This is a genomic window from Streptomyces mutabilis (assembly GCF_046628145.1).
Lineage (GTDB): Bacteria > Actinomycetota > Actinomycetes > Streptomycetales > Streptomycetaceae > Streptomyces > Streptomyces mutabilis.
Genome location: NZ_CP176874.1, coordinates 1701331 through 1717256, shown reverse-complemented (window position 1 = coordinate 1717256; position 15926 = coordinate 1701331). Strand labels below are relative to the sequence as shown.

At 74.8% G+C, this 15926-nt stretch carries 15 protein-coding genes; 6 read left to right on the top strand and 9 right to left on the bottom strand.

The window, feature by feature from the left end; genetic code table 11:
* Positions 1–11: 11 nt before the first annotated feature.
* The 4 genes from ACLIN4_RS07540 to ACLIN4_RS07525 form a co-directional block, all read right to left on the bottom strand.
* Positions 12–1664 carry a serine/threonine-protein kinase gene (locus ACLIN4_RS07540; protein WP_411575605.1) on the bottom strand — a complete coding sequence of 551 codons (1653 nt, stop codon included), beginning with the start codon at positions 1662–1664 and terminating at the stop codon, positions 12–14.
* A 77-nt stretch (positions 1665–1741) separates the two neighbouring features.
* The gene (locus ACLIN4_RS07535) at positions 1742–3265 is read right to left on the bottom strand and encodes a nickel transporter (RefSeq protein ID WP_411575604.1); all 1524 of its coding nucleotides are present in this window, start codon (positions 3263–3265) and stop codon (positions 1742–1744) included.
* Positions 3262–4743, bottom strand: coding sequence for a tetratricopeptide repeat protein (locus ACLIN4_RS07530; RefSeq protein ID WP_411575603.1), 1482 nt, complete (start codon positions 4741–4743; stop codon positions 3262–3264). Before ACLIN4_RS07530 ends, ACLIN4_RS07535 begins: the two co-directional genes overlap by 4 nt.
* A 100-nt stretch (positions 4744–4843) precedes the next feature.
* Complete coding sequence (locus tag ACLIN4_RS07525) at positions 4844–6370, bottom strand: DUF4331 domain-containing protein (RefSeq protein WP_411575602.1); 1527 nt, start codon at positions 6368–6370, stop codon at positions 4844–4846.
* Positions 6371–6608: 238 nt separating this feature from the next.
* On the opposite strand from ACLIN4_RS07525, the gene ACLIN4_RS07520 reads away from it, so the two are divergent.
* The 3 genes from ACLIN4_RS07520 to ACLIN4_RS07510 all read left to right on the top strand — a co-directional run bounded on the left by ACLIN4_RS07520 (position 6609) and on the right by ACLIN4_RS07510 (position 8345).
* Positions 6609–7151 (top strand): sigma-70 family RNA polymerase sigma factor, encoded by a 543-nt coding sequence (locus tag ACLIN4_RS07520; RefSeq protein WP_364912750.1) that lies wholly within the window; start codon positions 6609–6611, stop codon positions 7149–7151.
* The gene (locus tag ACLIN4_RS07515; RefSeq protein WP_411575601.1) at positions 7148–7960 is read left to right on the top strand and encodes an anti-sigma factor; all 813 of its coding nucleotides are present in this window, start codon (positions 7148–7150) and stop codon (positions 7958–7960) included. Before ACLIN4_RS07520 ends, ACLIN4_RS07515 begins: the two co-directional genes overlap by 4 nt.
* Positions 7961–8075: 115 nt before the next feature.
* Positions 8076–8345 (top strand): hypothetical protein, encoded by a 270-nt coding sequence (locus tag ACLIN4_RS07510; protein ID WP_269958475.1) that lies wholly within the window; start codon positions 8076–8078, stop codon positions 8343–8345.
* Between the two features lie 281 nt (positions 8346–8626).
* Here the strand turns inward: ACLIN4_RS07510 and ACLIN4_RS07505 are convergent, their stop codons facing one another.
* Positions 8627–9421 carry an ABC transporter permease gene (locus ACLIN4_RS07505; protein WP_290013681.1) on the bottom strand — a complete coding sequence of 265 codons (795 nt, stop codon included), beginning with the start codon at positions 9419–9421 and terminating at the stop codon, positions 8627–8629.
* Positions 9418–10365 carry an ATP-binding cassette domain-containing protein gene (locus ACLIN4_RS07500; RefSeq protein ID WP_289911107.1) on the bottom strand — a complete coding sequence of 316 codons (948 nt, stop codon included), beginning with the start codon at positions 10363–10365 and terminating at the stop codon, positions 9418–9420. Before ACLIN4_RS07500 ends, ACLIN4_RS07505 begins: the two co-directional genes overlap by 4 nt.
* Positions 10366–10427: 62 nt before the next feature.
* On the opposite strand from ACLIN4_RS07500, the gene ACLIN4_RS07495 reads away from it, so the two are divergent.
* Positions 10428–11132, top strand: a complete 705-nt coding sequence (locus ACLIN4_RS07495; protein WP_381913994.1) for a TetR/AcrR family transcriptional regulator C-terminal domain-containing protein — start codon at positions 10428–10430, stop codon at positions 11130–11132.
* A gap of 45 nt (positions 11133–11177) precedes the next feature.
* Here the strand turns inward: ACLIN4_RS07495 and ACLIN4_RS07490 are convergent, their stop codons facing one another.
* The 3 genes from ACLIN4_RS07490 to hmgA are packed head-to-tail and all read right to left on the bottom strand — an operon-like array spanning position 11178 to position 14453.
* A complete protein-coding gene (locus ACLIN4_RS07490) occupies positions 11178–12338 on the bottom strand; it encodes a type ISP restriction/modification enzyme (RefSeq protein WP_381913995.1) in 1161 nt (386 codons plus the stop codon).
* 22 nt (positions 12339–12360) lie between these two features.
* Positions 12361–13110, bottom strand: a complete 750-nt coding sequence (locus tag ACLIN4_RS07485) for a GntR family transcriptional regulator (RefSeq protein ID WP_100049039.1) — start codon at positions 13108–13110, stop codon at positions 12361–12363.
* A 26-nt stretch (positions 13111–13136) separates the two neighbouring features.
* On the bottom strand, positions 13137–14453 hold the full coding sequence (gene hmgA, locus ACLIN4_RS07480; RefSeq protein ID WP_107477012.1) for a homogentisate 1,2-dioxygenase: 1317 nt from the start codon (positions 14451–14453) through the stop codon (positions 13137–13139).
* 181 nt (positions 14454–14634) lie between these two features.
* Here hmgA and ACLIN4_RS07475 point away from each other — a divergent pair, with 181 nt between their 5' ends.
* Together ACLIN4_RS07475 and ACLIN4_RS07470 are read left to right on the top strand one after the other, a co-directional pair.
* Positions 14635–15216: a hypothetical protein gene (locus ACLIN4_RS07475; protein WP_290013674.1), complete on the top strand. Its 582-nt coding sequence runs from the start codon at positions 14635–14637 to the stop codon at positions 15214–15216.
* Between the two features lie 64 nt (positions 15217–15280).
* Positions 15281–15898 (top strand): TetR/AcrR family transcriptional regulator, encoded by a 618-nt coding sequence (locus ACLIN4_RS07470; protein ID WP_100049042.1) that lies wholly within the window; start codon positions 15281–15283, stop codon positions 15896–15898.
* Positions 15899–15926 lie beyond the last annotated feature (28 nt).

The following is a 15926-nucleotide window of genomic DNA, read 5'->3' as shown; positions in this document are numbered from 1 at the left end:
TCCGGCAGTCGTCACGGACCCGGACCGGAAGGAGACGGAGAAGAAGAGGAGGAGGCCCCGCCCGTCGGGGTCTCCGTCCCGGGCTCCGTCTCCGTCTCCGTCCCGCACGTCACGGAGAACGCCACCGCGTTCGACGTCGCCTCCACCGGCTCCCGCACCTCCACGCGGACCGCCCCCTCGAACGCGCCGCTCTCCTCGTCCGTCGTCACGACGACCGTGTCCCGGCGTGAACGGTCACCGCCCGCGGGGAAGGACAGCGTCCGCCACCCGGGATCGGACACCGACCCGTCCTCGGTCACCCAGCGGTAGCCGACCTGCGCCGGCAGCCGCCCCACCGTGATCGTCGCCGTGAAGGCAGGCGCCCGGTCGTGCGGCGGCGGGCAGGTCCCCTCGTACTCGGTGTGCGCGCCGGCCACGGACACCCGTACCGACTGGGGCGGCGGACTGCCGCGCCGGCTGTGACTCGCGGAGGAGGCCGGCGGGCTCGGCTCCGTACCGCTCCCGGTCGGGCTCGGCGCGGCCGTGCTCGTCCCCGGGCCCGGACTCCCGCCCGCCCCCTCGGTGCCGCCAGCGCCGTCCGAACGGTCGAGCAGCGCGTACGTCAGTCCGGCCAGCGCCAGCACGAGCACGGCCAGCCCCAGGACCAGCACGGCCCGCGCCCGCCGCTCCCGGCCGCCGGACCCGGTGGATGCGGCCCCCGTCGTGTCCGGTGCCGTCGAGGCCACGGGCACCGGGGGAGCCGGTGCGGCCCCCGGCTCGGGGAAGGCCGCGACCGTAGGGGCGTGGGCGCCGGCCGGCACCGTGTCCGCCCGGGACGTGCCCTCCCCGGCGACGGCGCCCCCGGCGGCCACGAGGCGCAGGTCCCGTTCGGCCCGCTCGGCGGGGAGCCGCTCGGCCGGGGCCTTGCGCAGCAGGCCCTCGATGACGGGCGCGAGCGCGCCGGCCCGGTGGGGCGGCGGCAACTCCTCGTCGACGATGGCCCGCAGGGTGCTCAGCGGGGTGTCCTGGCGGAAGGGCGAGGCCCCCTCGACGGCCGCGTACAGCAGTACGCCCAGGGACCAGAGGTCGGACTCGGGGCCGGGCGTGCGGCCCAGTGCCCGTTCGGGTGCCAGGAACTCGGGTGAGCCGACGACCTCGCCGGTCATGGTCAGCGCCGAGCTGCCCTCGACCATGGCGATCCCGAAGTCGGTGAGCACCACCCGGCCGTCGTTCGCCAGCAGCACGTTGGCCGGCTTCACGTCCCGGTGCAGCACCCCCGCCGCGTGCGCGGCCCGCAGCGCGGCCAGCACCTCGGCACCGACGTGCGCGGCGTGCCGCGGCTCCAGCGGGCCCTCGGCCTCCAGCCGGTCGGCCAGGGAGAGCCCGCGCACCAGCTCCATCACGATCCAGGGCCGACCGCCGTCGGTGGCCACGTCGTACACCGTCACCACGTTGTGGTGGGCGACCCGGGCGGCGGCCCACGCCTCCCGCTCCAGCCGCGCGTACATCCGCCGCACGTCGGCCTCCGGCAGTCCGGCGGGCGCGCGCACCTCCTTGACGGCGACCTCGCGGTGCAGCACCTCGTCGCGGGAACGCCACACCGTGCCCATGCCGCCCTCGCCGAGGGGTGACAGGAGACGGTAGCGACCGGCGATCACGCGCTCACTGCCGGGTTCCTGGGACACCGGCGCCCCCTCGAAGTCTCGCGCGGACATTCCCGGGAACGGGCCCGTAATTCTCCCGTGTTCACCCCAAAAGTAGCTCAGCCGAGTGCGGATGCGGCCCCCCTGAACACCAATCCGGCTCCGAGCGCCACCACCAGGCACGCCGACCCGAGGGGAGCGACCCGGCGCACCGTCCGGGCGGGCCGGCCCGAGGCCCACCGGGGGCGCCGCCGGAGCAGGCGGCTCGCGCCACCGCCCACGCGGACGACCGCGACACCGGCCGCGGTGAGGGTGAGGGCGAGACCGGCCCCGTAGGCGACCACGAGGAGCAGGCCGAACCAGGCCCGGCCGAGGGCCGCGGCACCGACGAGGACGACCACGGCGGACGGGCTGGGCACGAGCCCGCCGGCGAATCCGAGGAGCACCGTGCCGCGGAGGGTGGAGGCGGCGGGGTGGGTGTGGCGGCCGTGCGCGTCGTGGCTGTGCTCGTGCTCGGGCTCGCCATGTCCGTGCTCGCCGTGCCCGTGGCCGTGCTTGTGGCTGAGGCGGCCCTCGTGTTCGTGGTGGTGTACGTGTGCGTGCGCGTGCCCCCGGTTGCGCAGTGCGCGGCGGACGAGGCTCGCGCCCGCCAGGGTGACGAGGCCGCCGGAGGCGATGCCCAGCCACGCGACGACCGAGGGCGCCGCCGCCGAACCCGCGGTGACGAGCAGGCCGAGGGCGACCACGCCCAGGGTGTGCGTGACCGTCACCGAGGCGGCCATCGGCAGGACGTCCCGCAGCCGGGCCCCGCCGCCCCGGGCGGCCGCCGTCGCGGCCATCAGCGTCTTGCCGTGGCCCGGTGCGAGCGCGTGCGCCGCGCCCAGCACGACCGCGACGACGAGGGCGAGGCCCGCGAAGCCCAGGGTGAGGTCGCGGCGGGCGACCAGGGAGTCCAGCGCGCGGGTCCAGCGGTCGGCGCCGCGGGGCAGGACGGAGGCGGCGGGCGCGTCCTGCCCTTCCCGGCCGAGGGCGGGGCCGCCCGGCCGGACGCGCAGGGACGCGCTCGCGACGTCGGCCGGGGAGGTGAGCGACTCCTGCGGGTAGCGCGTGAGTTCGCGCGAGACCGATGTCTCCGGCACGTCCGACGCGGTGAGCGTCGTACGGTCGCCGCGTGCGGTGATCTCCCGCCAGCCGGGTCCGGACGAGGCACCGGCGGCCCGGAAGCCGACGGTCGCCCCGGCCGATTCCGGCAGCGGGGCGGTGAACCGGCACTCCAGGCGCAGGGTGTCGAGTCCGGCCTGACCGGGCCGCACGCGCGCGTGGCCGTCTCGCGCGGTGAGGGCGGCCGTACGGCCGTCCACGGTGAGCCGGCTGTCCCGCGCGGCCTTCGCGCAGCGCTGCCGGGCCCACTCGGCCAGGCCGAGCCGTTCGACGTCCGGGCCGGCCTGGGTCGCCGGGATCTCCGCGAGGTCCTCGACGTGGTCGACGCGCAGTTCACCCGGTGCCACGACCAGACCGTCGTACCGATTGACGGTGAAGTCGCCCAGCGGATGCGCGTCCGCCGCGGTCGGGGGCAGGAGGACGACGGCACAGGCGGCGGTGACGGCGGCGGCGCCGCGCATGACGGTACGGCGGGGGCTCAACGCGCGCCCTCCAGGTCCTTCAGCGCCGCCCGGGCCTCGCGGGCGCCCAGGGGGGAGAAGCCGGGGTTCAGGTCCAGCGCCGCGGTCAGGTGGCGGCGGGCGTCCCGCTCCCGGCCCACCGCGCGCTCGATCATGCCCAGATGGTGGAGGAACGACGCGTCGCGGTACCCCGTCGCCGTGGCCCGGCGGGCGTACGGCAGGGCCTCGTCGTCGCGGCCCGCCACGTGCAGTGCCCAGGCGAGGGCGTCCGCGGTGTGCACGGTGCGGCGGCGGTCCCACTCGGCGCGGGCCGCGCGCAGGGCCGCCTCGCCGTCGCCGTGGTCGGCGGTGGCGAGCGCGGTGTCCAGGTCGACGTTGACGCCGCCGGCCCGGGCGAGCGCCGTCCAGGCGTCGACGAGGGCGTACTGCTCGCGGGCCTTCACCTCCTCGCCGCGCGCCTCGTGGAGCTCGCCGAGTGCGACGAGCGGCCCGGGGAGCGGGGCCCGGGCGACGACGGCCTCCAGGTCCCGTGCCGCACCGTCCGGGTCGCCGCTCGCCGCCCTGGCCCGGGCGCGGCCCTCCAGGGCGGGCAGGTGGGTGTCGTCGGCGGCGAGCGCACGGGCGTAGTGGTGCAGGGCGGCCCGGTACTCGCCCTGGTTCCAGGCGAGCCGGCCGAGCTGGGTGGCGACGTGGGCCACGTCCGCGGGGGAGGAGGCGCCGGCGAGCGCCTGCTCCAGCACCCGGCGCGCGGTGCCCGCCTCCCCGCGCAGCTCCCGGACGTACGCGTAGCGCGTGAAGACCGGGATGCCCGGCCGCCGGGTGTCGGCGGTGTCGGCGGCGTGCGCGGCCTCGTCGTAGCGGCCGAGTTCGACCAGGGCGTCGATGCGGGAGCACAGGGCGTGTTCGTTGTACGGGTTCGCCCTCAGGGCCCGGTCGGCGGACGTCAGCGCGTCCGTGAAGTCGTGCCTGGCGGCGGCGAGCGCGGCTCGGCCGGCGAGCGCGTGGTCGTTGCCGGGTGCCAGCTCGAGGGAGCGCTCGAGAGCCCGCTCGGCCCGCGGGTAGCGCGAGGGGGCGCCGTCGGTGCGGGCCCGCTCGACGTGGGCAAGGCCCAGGGCGGCCCAGCCGACGAAGTCCCGGGGCTGGGACCGGAGTCGGGCCTCCAGCGCCGGGACGTCCGCGTCCGGGCCGATGCCGTTCAGCCGGCCCGGCCCGCCCCCGGGCGCGCCCGCCGCCGCGACGCCGTGGCCTTCCCGCGCCCCGTCGACCGCCACGGACCCCGCGGTCAGCGCCACGGCCAGCAGTACGGCGCACCCGGCGGCGTGCGCGCCCCGCCGACGCCGGGCGGACGAGGCGGGCCGCCGCACGGCGGCCACCGGCTGACCGGCGCCTTCAGGTGAGGACGTCCCGGTGCCCTCCGGGCCGGAGCCGTCGGTTCCGGGCGGGGTTCCGGGCTCCCCGGCCGGTTCAGGGGCCGGTGCGTTGTCGTGGTGCGGGGCCATGCCTCTCCTCGAAGGGGTCGAGCGACGGGGGACGGCGAGGCGGCGCGACCCGCCGTGGGGGAGGGGAAGGGAGCGGGCCGCGCCGGTCGGTGGGGCCGGGTCAGTGGGCCCGGCCTCGCATGCGGCGCCACCGGACCAGGGCGCCGCCGATCAGCAGGATGCCGACGGCCCCGGCGCCCGCGGAGGCGGCGATGAGGGCCGTGTCGTCGGAGCCGGCCGGCCGCAGCGCGTCGCCCAGCTGGTTGCGCACGTCGTTGCCCTCGCCCGTGCCGTCGGCGAGCGGGCCGCGCGAACCCTCCGTCGGATGCGCCACGTACGGGAACGCCTTCCCGAACTCCTTGTCGTTGGCGTCGACCGCGTCGCCCAGGTCGTTCGGGGAACCGGCCAGTTCGCCCTCGACCACCTGGAGCGCGGCGTCGATCACGTCGTCGGTGAGCCGGCGTCCGTTGGGGAACCCGGCGTTGTCGCCGTCGAGGACGCCGAGTCGCTCGGGGGCGGCGGCCGGTGCCACCGAGGTGTTGAGGCGCAGTTGCTCCGAGGGCGTGACGTGGGGCGGCCGGTTGAGGTCCTTGACGCCCTTGAGGAACACGTCGACGAGGTCGTCGCGCGGCTCGGCGGGCGCCTCGATCCCGTAGGTCGCCTCGATGAGCCTCGGCAGCTCGGGGGCGGTGACGTTCGGGAGGAACCGCGCGTCGTCGGCCGGTGCGGAGGCGTTGAACGCGTCCTTGTCCTTCAGCGGGTTGACGACCTCGTTCACCAGTGGGTTGCCGAGCCGCGAGACCTGAGTGAACCCGCCCTGGGCGTTCTTGCGCCGGGTCGTCGACCAGACGCCCACGACCGGCTGCTCCGCCGACTCCACGATCATGTCGTTCGGGACCTGGAGGGCGATCGAGTTGACGTTGTAGCCCTTGAGGGTGTCGTTGCCGACCTCGGACAGGTCGCCGCCGTACAGCAGGTCGAAGACGCGCAGGTCCAGGAAGAACGGGTCGTCGGCCTGCCCGGCGAACGTCCGGGCCCCGCCGGCCAGCTCGTGGACGGCCTGGTCGCGCAGCGCGCCGTAGTCCGGCATCGACGCCTTGCCGACGTTCGACGGGGCCACCGGCACGTCGTGGGCGATCGCCGTCCGGGAGGTCTCCTTGCCGCCGTGCAGCTTGATCAGCTCGAGGTCGTAGGTCTGCGTGATGTTGAGGTCCGGGTCGTCGAGGCTGCTGACCGGTCCGGTGTTGTAGAGGAACGTCCTGTCGTTCTTCGTGTGGGTGGTGAACGTGTACCGGAAGACCAGGTCGCCGAGCGCGTCGCCGTCGTTGTCGACGTTCAGGTCGTACTGGGCGTCCTCGGCGAACGTGAAGAAGTTCGGTCCGCCGGCCGGTTCCTCGAAGGGGATCCAGTTCGCGACGAGGGTCGTGGTGTCCGGCCGGTCCGGGCTCACGAAGGCGTACAGGTCCGTGTTGTCGTACTGCGGGGTGCCCGATGTCAGCGGGGCCTCCCGGTGGCTGGAGGCGGACGCCGCCCCCGGTCGCAGCGCGGTCACGCCGGCCGCCGCGAGCCCCCCTGCGGCCAGCGCGCCGCAGACCAGCGTGGCCAGGCCCCGGCGCCCCGCGCCGACGCCTGCGGAGTTACGTGTCATGCCGTCCGTCCTCTGTGCCGATGTGCCGACTTCCCTGACGCACCGGCATTCGGAGCGGCGTCCGGGCCGGATTGGCCGGACCTTGAGAACGCCGGAATCCGGCCGCGCCGGCACCGAGTACTCGGCCGACCCGCGTTTTCGGCCCGCCGATCCGTAACTCCAGCCGGAGGGCGCGCCGTCGCGCGCGCCCGGCGGTGACGTCGGCGGGCCGGTACGGCCCGCGGAGAGGGGGGACGGGGTGGAGGCGGACGAGCTGCTGATGCTTGTGGCGGACGGCGACCAGAAGGCCTTCGAGGAGCTGTACGGGCTGATCTCCGGCCCGGTGTTCGGACTCGTCCGGCGCGTGGTGCGCGACCCCGCCCAGTCCGAGGAGGTGGCGCAGGAGGTACTGCTCGAACTCTGGCGGTCCGCCGCGCGGTTCGACCCGCGCCGGGGAAGCGCCCTGTCCTGGATCCTCACCGTCGCCCACCGCCGCGCCGTCGACCGGGTGCGCAGCGCCCGCGCGGCCGGCGAACGCGAGCGGCGCGAGGCCCGGCGCGCCCACCACCCCGCCTTCGACCAGGTCTCCGAGGAGGTCGAGGCGGGTCTCGAACGGGAGTGGGTGCGCCGGTGCCTGGACCGCCTGACCGCCTTGCAGCGCCAGTCGGTCACCCTCGCCTACTACGACGGCTACACGTACCGGGAGGTCGCCGAGCGCCTCTCCCTCCCCCTGGGCACGGTGAAGACACGGATGAGAGACGGACTGGGCCGCCTGCGCGACTGCCTGGGAGGTGCCGCGTGAGCCTCTTCGGCCGGCTGCCGCGCCGCGGCGGTCTCCACTCGCTCGCCGCCCCCTACGCCCTGGACGCCCTGGAAGGCGCCGAACGGGTCCGCTTCGAGCGGCACCTGGAGGGCTGCGACCGCTGCGCCGCCGACGTGCGGGCGCTGTCCGAGGACGCCGTCCGGCTGGCCTGGTCCACGGCCGCACCTGCCCCGGACGCCCTGCGCGACCGCGTCCTGGCCGCCGTACGCACCACCGCGCAGGAACCCGCGCCCGGGCGGGGGCCCGCCCGCCGGCTGCCACCCCACGTGTGGGGCGGCCGGCCGGCGCCGGAACGTTCCCGCCCGTTCCGGCCGCGCGCCTTGCCGGTGCCCTTCGCCACGGTGACGGCCGCCGCGGCGCTCGTGATCGCCTCGCTCTTCGCCGTGCAGGCGCACCGGACGCAGGGCGAACTGGACACCGCGCGGGACCGGGCACGTGAGATCGCCCACGTTCTCGCCGCTCCCGACACCCGCGCGACCAGCGGGGAGGACGGCCGGGGCGGGAGTATCGGAGTGGTCGCTTCCGCATCCGAGGGGCGCGCGGTCGTCACCCTGAGCGGATACGGCGAGCCGCCCGACGGCCGCGTGCACCAGCTCTGGCTCGTGCGCCCCGGCGCCGGAACGCGCTCCCTGGGCCTCTTTGACGCCGACACGCCCCTGATCGCCTCCGGCCTGGACCGGTCGGCCACCTCACTCGCGGTGACGGTCGAACCCGGCGGGGGCTCGGACCGGCCGACGAGCAGGCCGGTCGTTCAACTCACCCTGGAATCTGTCGGATTCGGAGAGTAATCGTCAACCCCCTTACGGGGAAGGTGAATCCTGCGACCGCGATACACGCATGCCGTACCGGGGCGATAGGGTTACCCTGCCCGGGCCGGGTGGACTCGTACGGGTGGGGAGTGACATGGAACAGATAACAGTGCGCAGCAGGGCCAGGGTCCCTGCGATCACCTGCGGCAGCAGCGCGACCAGCTCGCGCCTCGACCGCCATCTCGCGGTGCTCGGAGGGCCTGCCCTCCCGCAGCGGGAGACGGTGGAGGCGACGTCGCTGATGCGTGAGCTGACCGCGCGTGAGCCCGCGCACAAGCGCAGCGGCAGGGGCGCCAGGGTGCGCCGGGTCTCGCTGTTCGCGCCACTGCGCCGACTGCGCCGCTCGCTGTTCGGCGGCAACTGAGGCCCGCGCTCCGGGGGTCACACCGTCCCGGCGCGGCGCCGCGCACTCGTCCGTCATCCCCACGGCACGCAGCGGCGCCCCGGTGTGGTCCCGAGCGCGGGTGTCACCCGTAGGTCCGGCTCCGCGGACGTCCGCTCCGTGCGCCTGTCTCTCGCGTACGTCCGTCCTGTCCGTACGTCTGTCCCGTCCGTACGTCCGCGTTCTCACGGCGTCCCACGCCCGCCGCTCCCGCATGCCGGTCCCGCCGACTCCCCGCCCGGCGGTGACGCCCACCGGCCCGCTCAGTCCTCCCCGCGCGCGTACCGGCGGACGGCGAGCGGGACGAACACCGCCAGCAGGACCGCACACCAGGCCAGCGACCCGGCGACGGGGTGTGCCACCGGCCAGGCGGCCCCCTCCGGCACCGGCGCGTTGCCGAACAGGTCCCGCAGCGCCGTGGTCACCGCGCTGATCGGATTCCACTCGGCGACCGTGCGCAGCCAGCCCGGCAGCCCCTCGGTCGGGATGTACGCGTTGGACAGCAGCGGCAGGATGAAGGTCGCGCCGCCCAGTTGACCGGCGGCCTCCTCGTTGCGGGTGAGCAGCCCCAGGAAGACGCCGATCCACGTCGTGGCGAACCGGAACAGCAGCAACAGCCCCACGGCGCCCGCCGCGCCCAGCGCGCTGCCCTCCATCCGCCAGCCCACCGCCAGCCCGACCAGCAGGAAGGGCACCATGCCGGCGGCCGTGACGAGCAGGTCCGCGACCGCCTGTCCCAGCGGCACCGCCGCCCGGCTCACCGGCAGTGTCCGAAGCCGGTCCGTGACGCCCCGGTGGGTGTCCTGGGCGGCCTGGAACATGCCCGTCATCAGCCCGTTCGCGGCCGTCGCGACCAGCAGGCCCGGGACCAGGAAGGCGCGGTACTCCTCACCCGGCATCGCCAGCGCGCTGCCGAAGACGTAGCCGAAGAACAGCAGCATCGTCACCGGCATGGTCTGGGTGAGGATCAGCAGCCCCGGATTGTTCCGCAGCCGCTGAAGCTGCCGGCCCAGCATCGCGGTGCCGTCGTGGGCCAGGTCGTGTGCCACGGCGCTCATGCCGCAAACTCCTTGTTCTCGCCGGTGAGGCGGAGGAAGACATCGTCGAGGGTCGGCGGCCGCAGGCTCGCGTCCAGCAGGGGGACGCCCGCCGCGTCGAGTTCGCGCACCAGGCGCGGCAGGGTCAGCGTCGGGTCGGTGCTGGCCGCGCCCACGGTCCGCCGGTCGGGGTCCAGCACGGGTTCGGTTCCCGTGAGCCGGTCGAGGACCGCCGCCGCCGGCCCCATGGCCTCCGGGTCCGCGACGACGGCCTCCGCGTACGCCCCCACCAGTGCCTTGAGTTCGGCGGGCGACCCGGTGTGCGCGACCCGTCCCCGGTCCACCAGGGCGATGTCGTCGGCGAGGCGGTCGGCCTCCTCCAGGTACTGCGTGGTGAGGAGCACGGTCGTGCCCTCCTCCTTGAGGGCGCGCACGGCGTCCCAGATCCGGTTCCGGCTGGCCGGGTCGAGTCCCGTCGTCGGCTCGTCCAGGAACAGCACCTCCGGGCGGCGGACCAGGCTCGCGGCCAGGTCGAGGCGGCGTCGCATGCCGCCGGAGAAGGTGGAGGCGGGACGGTCCGCGGCCTCCGTCAGGCCGAAGCGGTCGAGGAGTTCGTCGGCCCGCGCCGAGGCGTCCCGCAGCCGGTGCAGCCGGGCGAACAAGCGCAGGTTCTGGCGGCCGGTGAGGTCCCCGTCGACCGACGCGTACTGCCCGGTGACGCCGATCCGGCGCCGGACGGCGGCGGCCTCGCGGACCAGGTCGTGCCCGGCGACCCGCGCGGACCCCGCGTCCGGCCGCAACAGCGTGGTCAGCAGGCGTACGGCCGTGGTCTTGCCCGCCCCGTTCGGCCCGAGCAGCCCGCACACGGTGCCCTCGGCCACCGCCAGATCCAGGCCCCGGAGCGCGCGCACCTCGCCGAAGCGCTTCTCCAGACCTTCACTAAGTACAGCGTACGTAGTAGTCATGGGTCGACCATAGCGCACTACGTACGCTGTACGTAACTAGGATGGTGGCCGAGGTGATGACGATGGCGGGCCGAGCGGCCGTACCCGAAGTGATCTGGGCGCGCCCCGAGCGCACCGGCCGGGGGCCGAGACCGGCGTACACCCGCGCCGACATCGCCGCCGCCGCGGTGCGGATCGCCGACGCGGAGGGGCTCGACGCGGTCTCGATGCGCCGCGTCGCCGCCGAGCTGGGCTGCGGCACCATGTCGCTCTACAACTACGTCCCCCGCAAGGAGGACCTGTACGAGCTGATGATGGACGCCGTCAGCGGCGAGCACGAGCTGTGGGAGCCGAGCGGCGACTGGCGCGCGGACATGATGCGAGTGGCCCACCAGACCCGTGCGCTGATGCACCGCCACACCTGGCTGCCGCGCCTGATGTCCCCCGTCTACGGCTTCAGCCCCAACGCACTGCGCTTCCTGGAGCACTGCCTCGCCTGCCTCGACCCCTTCGACGAGCCCTACGGCACGAAGATGGAGCTGGTGGCGATGGTGAACGGCGTCGTGACGACGTACGTCACCAACGAGATCTCCACGGCCGAGCGCACCCGTTCGCTGCCCTGGTCCGAGGAGCAGGAGAACGCGACACGCATCGCCTACCTGGGCGCGCAGCTGGCGAGCGGCGCCTATCCGCGGCTGGCGGCGTCCTTCGGGGCGGACGCCGGGCCCATCGACATGGAGGCGGTCTTCGAGCGGGCGCTGACGCGGGTGCTGGACGGGTTCGGCTGATCCGGGGAGAGCGGGGGTGCAAGAGGGCGCAAGGTGCCCGACGCGCTACAGCAGCGCCAACTGTCCCTCCGGCCCCTCCTCCTGCCCGTCCAGCACGGACGCCGGCCTGCGGGCCGCCGCGGGAACCGGCAGTACGCCCGCCGCGCGCAGCTCGGCGGCGGTGACCTCCTCCGTCACCTCCAGTTCCCCGCACCGCGGGCGCGCTTCGGCGAGCAGCGCGAGGACCGTGACGGTCTCCAGCAGTTCCGACGTCCAGGTCTGCGGCCAGGTCGCCGGGCGGACGGCCGACAGTGTCCCGGGCTCGCCCTCCGCGGTGCGGGCCGCGAACCACTGCTCCAGCACCCGGGCCCCGCTCACCTCGAAGTCCCAGGCGCCGGGCGGCACGGGGGAGACGCGGCCCTCGTCCAGGTACAGGGCCTCCTCGTCCCGGTCGTAGCGCAGCGTCAGCGGGCGCGCGGGCAGCGGGGCGCGGACGTAGGGGCGACGGCCGCCGGGCAGCTTGGGGCGTTCACCGTCGCGGCGCATCAGCCACAGGACGCGCCGGCCCAGCTCCACCCCGCGCTCCCACAGCGCCGGGTCCGCGGTGAGCGGGACGCGTGAGCCCTCCCGTACGGTCACCACCGCCCAGGCCAGGACGTCGAGCGGCTCGGGACGCCGGCCGAGGCGGGCGCCGAGGTGGTCGAGGAGGCCCGGTGCGAGATTCGGCTCCGTTCCGCCGGGACGGCGGTACAGCGGGCGGACGCGGGCGGGACCGAACAGGGGTGGCCGGGAGGTCGCGAGGAGCAGGGGAGGGCCGGCGGCGCCGGGTGTTTCCACGGCGAACACCTGCCGCTCGTCCGCCACCCGCCACAGCTCCGGACGGGCCGCGTCGATCAGCCGCTGGTCCGGGATCAGCCACTGCTCGTCGAAGGGCGCGCGCAGGACACGGACCGGTTCCGGGCACGGTCCCGAGGCGCGCACGAGCTTCTCCGTGCCGCCGGACGTGCCCGGCAGCCGCCCGACCGCCGTGTGCAGCGTGCGGGATCGCGTCGGTTCCAGCAGGGCCTCGCGGTCGGCTCCCTCGGCCTTCATCAGGGCGTCCCAGCGGGCCTTCAAGGATGCCGCGTCGGGGGCCGCCGGCCACCCCCGGCCGAGCCGCGGCGGTGCGACGGACCACGGCATGAGGTCCGCCAGGTGCGGAGCGTCGTCGTGCGTCACGCCGGGCATCGTACGACGGAGCGGCACGGCCTCACGTGGCATCCAGGGTGACCGTGAAGGAGAAGCGGTCGCCCCGGTAGTGGATGACCGCCACGTCCAGCACCCGGCCCGCGGTGTCGTAGGTGATGCCGGTGTAGTGCAGGATCGGGCTGAGCAGCGGCACTTCGAGCAGCCGCGCCGTCTCCGGGTCGGCGAGCCGTGCCTCCACGGTGTCCGTGATCCGGCTGATGTCCACGCCCACCACGTCCCGCAGCACCTTGGTCATCGGCGCGCGGACCAGGTCGTCGGGGTCGATACGGGCGGCCACTTCGGGACGGACGTAGTTGCGGGCGTGGTTGGTGGGCTCGCCCGTCTGCTCGTCGCAGCGCAGCCGGTGGTACGTCCCCACCTCGGACGACTGCGGGAAGTACTCGGCGACTTCGGGCGGCACCGGGCCCGTGCCGTGGTCCAGCAGCTCGGCCTTCATGCCGGACTGCTGGGCCACGATCGCGTCCACCGAGCCCAGCAGCCGCACCGGGGCGCCCCGCCGGGCGTCCGGCTCGATGAACGTGCCGCGCCGCCGGTGCCGGGTGATCAGGCCCTCGTCCTCCAGCTCCTTGAGCGCCTGCCGCATGGTCAGCACGCTCACCCCGTAGTGCCCCGCCAACTGCTCCTCCGTGGGCAGGCGCAGCGGGTCCCGGGGCGAGCGGCCCAGTATCGACGCGCGCAGCGACTGCGACACCTGATACCAGAGCGGCAGCTTGCGGTTCAGGACGATGGAGTCCGGGGCGAAGGAGGTCACGGGCCATCCGTACCGGTAGCGAATCCTCAGTGCAAGGGGCGGAAGTGACGCTCCATGCCCTGCCAGACGTCGTCGTAGCGCGCTTGCAGGTGCTCGGCGCGGGCCGCCTGGGGCGTGAGCGTCACCGGCCAGCGGGTCTCGAACATGAACGCCAGCCCGTCGTCGATGCGCTGCGGCTTCAGCTCGGCGGCGCTCGCCCGGTCGAAGGTCTCCCGGTCCGGGCCGTGCGCCGACATCATGTTGTGCAGCGAGCCGCCGCCCGGCACGAAGCCCTCCGCCTTCGCGTCGTAGGCGCCCTCGATCAGGCCCATGTACTCGCTCATCACGTTCCGGTGGAAGTACGGCGGCCGGAAGGTGTCCTCGCCCACCAGCCAGCGCGGCGCGAACACCACGAAGTCGACGCCCGCGAGGCCCGGGGTGTCGGAGGGGGAGGTGAGCACCGTGAAGATCGACGGGTCCGGGTGGTCGTACGAGATGGTGCCGATGACGTTGAAGCGGCGCAGGTCGTAGACGTACGGCACGTGGTTGCCGTGCCAGGCGACCACGTCGAGCGGGGAGTGGTCGTAGGTCGCCGTCCAGAGGTTGCCGCAGAACTTGTTGACCACCTCGACCGGCCCCTCGACGTCCTCGTACGCGGCGACCGGCGCACGGAAGTCCCGGGCGTTGGCGAGCCCGTTGGCGCCGATCGGGCCGAGGTCGGGGAGCTGGAAGGGGGTGCCGTAGTTCTCGCAGACGTAGCCGCGCGCGTCGGCGTCCAGCAGCTCCACGCGGAAGCGGACCCCGCGCGGGATCAGCGCCACGTGGCCCGGCTCGGCGTGCAGCAGCCCGAACTCGGTGCGCAGCAGCAGGCCGCCGCGCTCCGGCACGATCAGCAGCTCGCCGTCGGCGTCGCTGAAGACGCGCTCCATGGACGACGTGGCGTGGTACAGGTGCACGGCCATGCCCGTGCGCTGCGTGGCGTCGCCGTTGCCGCCCAGCGTCCACAGTCCCGCCAGGAAGTCGGTGCCGGCCCCGGGCTCGGGCAGCGGGTTCCACCGGAGGCGGTTCGGGTCCGGGACCGCCTGGGTGAAGGGCGCCGTGCGGATCGCCCCGTTGCCCGTGCGGGTGAAGGGCGGGTGCGCGGCCGACGGGCGGACCCGGTACAGCCAGGAGCGGCGGTTGTGCGCCCTCGGCTCGGTGAACGCCGTACCGCTCAGCTGCTCCGCGTACAGCCCCAGCGGGGCCCGCTGCGGCGAGTTCCGGCCCTCGGGCAGCGCGCCCGGAACCGCCTCCGAGCTGTGCTCGTTGCCGAAGCCGGACAGGTAGGCCAGCCCCTCCGCGGTCTTCCGCGCGTCCCCGCTCATCGATCGCTCCCTCGCAACCCGTGTCCCACCCGATTCCTATGGGACACCGTAGGATTGCGGTTTCCCGGGCGCAAGAGGTCGTGCGTGCCTCGGCTCTCATACTGGTCCCTCCGGAGGAGGATGGCGGGAACCAGACCCCCGGGGGATCCGCACCGTCGGACCGGTGTTCTAGTCTCCCGTCATGTCGTGGACGCGGGGAGTGCTCGCCGTGCTCGCGGTCTGTGTCCTGCTGGTGACCGGATCCGCGGGCTGCGGCTCCAGTGATACGGGCGAACCGGAGACCCGGGATTCGGTCACGCCGGTGGGCAGGCTGCTCGACGCCACCGACGAGGAGGGCCGGCGCTACCGGGAGGTGGACGCCGAGCAGGCGCCGGAGGTCGGCATCGAGGTGCAGCCGGCCGGCGACGACAGCTGGGACGTACGTCTGACCGTGCGCGACTTCAGGTTCTCGCCGGCGGGCACGGCGGCCGGGGCGGTGGCCGGCCGCGGCCTCGCCCACCTCTTCCTCGACGGCGACCTGATCACCCGCCTGCGCGGCCCCTACCACCGCCTGGACGCGGCCCTCGTCCCGCGCGGCACCCACCAGCTCACGGTCCGTCTGTACGCCGACGACGGCACCGTCTGGGCCGTCGACGGCAAGCCCGTCGAGAGCACGGCCGACATCACGGCGTCGGACGCGGAGCCGACCGAGGCGACGCAGCCGGAGGAGATACCGCAGGGCGCGGGGAGCCGGACGCCGCCCGGCCCCGCGGCGGCCCGATGAGTACGGTCAGCCCTTCCCCGCGTACCGGAGGGCGCAGTTCACCGGAGCGCGGCAGGAGGGCATCATGAGGACCGTGTCCCAAGCGACCCCGCTCCGCCGCGCCCCCGTGCAGCGGCGCAGCGCCGAACGGCTGACCAGGATCCTCGACGCCTGCGCCGACCTCCTCGACGAGGTCGGCTACGACGCGCTGAGCACCCGGGCCGTGGCGCTGCGCGCGGACGTCCCCATCGGCTCGGTGTACCGCTTCTTCGGCAACAAACGGCAGATGGCCGACGCACTGGCCCAGCGCAACCTGGAGCGCTACGCGGAGCGCGTCACCGAGCGGCTGACCGAGTCGGCCGACGACGGCTGGCGCGGGGCGCTGGACGCGGTGCTCGACGAGTACCTGGCGATGAAGCGCACCGCGCCGGGCTTCTCCCTGATCGACTTCGGCAACCAGATCCCGGTGGGGGACCGCCACGCCGTCCCCAACCACCGCGTCGCCGACCGGCTCACCGAGCTGCTCTCCGGCTACCTGGGCCGCCGCCCCGACGACGACCTGCGCCGCACCTTCCTCGTCGCCGTGGAGACCGCCGACACCCTCGTGCAACTCGCCTTCCGGGTCGCGCCCGACGGCGACGAGAAGATCATCGAAGAGGCCCGTGAGTTGCTGCGGGCGTATCTGGGCCGGGTCCTGGACTGACGGGCCGCTGGCGTCCGGCTGTTCACAC

Coding starts and splice junctions, on each gene's coding strand:
- ACLIN4_RS07530 (WP_411575603.1), bottom strand. CDS start 4,743: ATGGCCCCGCACCACGACAACGCACCGGCCCCTGAACCGGCCGGGGAG.
- ACLIN4_RS07525 (WP_411575602.1), bottom strand. CDS start 6,370: ATGACACGTAACTCCGCAGGCGTCGGCGCGGGGCGCCGGGGCCTGGCC.
- ACLIN4_RS07510 (WP_269958475.1), top strand. CDS start 8,076: ATGGAACAGATAACAGTGCGCAGCAGGGCCAGGGTCCCTGCGATCACC.
- ACLIN4_RS07505 (WP_290013681.1), bottom strand. CDS start 9,421: ATGAGCGCCGTGGCACACGACCTGGCCCACGACGGCACCGCGATGCTG.
- ACLIN4_RS07500 (WP_289911107.1), bottom strand. CDS start 10,365: ATGACTACTACGTACGCTGTACTTAGTGAAGGTCTGGAGAAGCGCTTC.
- ACLIN4_RS07495 (WP_381913994.1), top strand. CDS start 10,428: ATGGCGGGCCGAGCGGCCGTACCCGAAGTGATCTGGGCGCGCCCCGAG.
- ACLIN4_RS07490 (WP_381913995.1), bottom strand. CDS start 12,338: ATGCCCGGCGTGACGCACGACGACGCTCCGCACCTGGCGGACCTCATG.
- hmgA (WP_107477012.1), bottom strand. CDS start 14,453: ATGAGCGGGGACGCGCGGAAGACCGCGGAGGGGCTGGCCTACCTGTCC.
- ACLIN4_RS07475 (WP_290013674.1), top strand. CDS start 14,635: ATGTCGTGGACGCGGGGAGTGCTCGCCGTGCTCGCGGTCTGTGTCCTG.
- ACLIN4_RS07470 (WP_100049042.1), top strand. CDS start 15,281: ATGAGGACCGTGTCCCAAGCGACCCCGCTCCGCCGCGCCCCCGTGCAG.